The sequence below is a fragment of the Micromonospora sp. NPDC002411 genome, from assembly GCF_053592955.1.
In genome coordinates this window covers 1-1388 of the sequence record NZ_JBSFBM010000632.1, presented here as the reverse complement: position 1 = coordinate 1388, position 1388 = coordinate 1, and the positions used below count along the sequence as shown (strand labels likewise).

Below are 1388 nucleotides of genomic sequence, written 5' to 3'. Positions count from 1 at the left end.
ACCTCTATTACCAGTCGCCGGTGAAGATCGTGCAGTCACCTGACGGTGGCGCCAGCGCGAAGCGCACCAGGTCGTCACGGGCCTCCCCCCGACGCTCCGGAGGCAGCCCTTCGATCCGGGCCGCGTACGCCAGTGCCGCCGCGTCGAGGTCCTCCAGACCCCGATCGGTGGGTGGTGGTGTGGTCGTGGTCGTACTCGTCTGTCCGAACATCCGCGCCTCCCTCAGGAAGGTCCCCCGCCCGGATCGGGAAACCGGTCGTGCGCGTGGTCGAGCCACGCACCGGGCCGGAAAAGTGGGTCAGTGACTGGGATGCCAGCGGGCGACAACGCGTCCACGCAGCGCAATCAGGCCGTCGCAGCCAGCGATGTTCCCGCTCCGTAGGTACTCAATCACGGGACCCCGGGTTCGCGAGGATGTTTCGGCGTGCTCCGTCTCAGGAGACCAACAACCCCTGGTGGCCGCCGCTGTCGCTGAGCACGGCGAGGACCTCGTCGGCCCGCAGCGGGGGCGGGACGGGCAGGTCGTACGGCTGGGCACGCAGGACCTCGGTGGCCCGGCGGGTGGGCACGGACGTCACCGGGTAGCCGCGCGCGGTGGTCCGGTCCAACGCCCGACGCCGCTGCCCGAAGCCGGCCACGGCCAGCCACTGCGGCAGCCCGGCCAGGGCGGGTGAGCGCATCCCGGGCGGCTCGGGCAGCACGTCCACCGAGCTGAACGCCTCACTGCCCGCCAGCCACCACTCGGCCTCGTCGACGCTGCGGCGGGTGGCGTTCTCGCACCAGTACGGCACCAGCCCCGCCCGCACCACCTGCCACGGGTCGAGCAGACGCCCACACTCCACCACCAGCCGGTTACCAGTCTTTCCGGCGGCGCGCAGCCACCGCCGGTACAGGTCGGCGACGGCGGCGCTCAGTGCCGCCGGGCGGGGTACCAGCACCCGGTGCAGTGGGTACTGGTGGCGCGTCGACCAGTCCCGCGCGGCCAGCTCGAAGCCCGAGTCGACGCCGTGCTCGGCGTTCCCCGACGACACGGTCACCTCCGGCGGCGCCCACCGGGCCGCGTCGCCGCCGACGGACCGCAGTACCTGCCGCAGCGCGTGGCTGTCCGGGTGGAAGTCCACCGGGTCGAGCCCGCTGGCCGGGCAGCCGACCTGGAAGCTGTGCCCCGGACCGATTTCCAGGACCGGCCAGGTTCGCGCGTCGCGGACCAGCAGCACGGGGGCGCCGGGGAGTAGCCGGTCGGCCAGAAACCGCGTGTACGCGGCCGGCAGGGCCCTCCACGAGGCGGCCAGCGCGCCGGTCGGGAGCGGTACACCGAGCGTTCCGTCGACGGCAACGCCTGATTGATCACCAGTTCGGGGCCGCTTCGTACCGTTCCGGCCATGACT

The 1388-nt window shown here is 72.7% G+C and carries 1 protein-coding gene and 1 pseudogene; both read right to left on the bottom strand.

The window, feature by feature from the left end; translation table 11 throughout:
* Positions 1–7 precede the first annotated feature (7 nt).
* The gene (locus ACWCO3_RS34615) at positions 8–211 is read right to left on the bottom strand and encodes a hypothetical protein (protein ID WP_450014219.1); all 204 of its coding nucleotides are present in this window, start codon (positions 209–211) and stop codon (positions 8–10) included.
* A 223-nt stretch (positions 212–434) separates the two neighbouring features.
* Positions 435–1388, bottom strand: a pseudogene (locus ACWCO3_RS34610) (hypothetical protein); the annotation flags it as partial.

Excerpts from the sequence above, each read along its gene's own strand:
- ACWCO3_RS34615 (WP_450014219.1), bottom strand. The coding sequence starts at position 211 with ATGTTCGGACAGACGAGTACGACCACGACCACACCACCACCCACCGAT.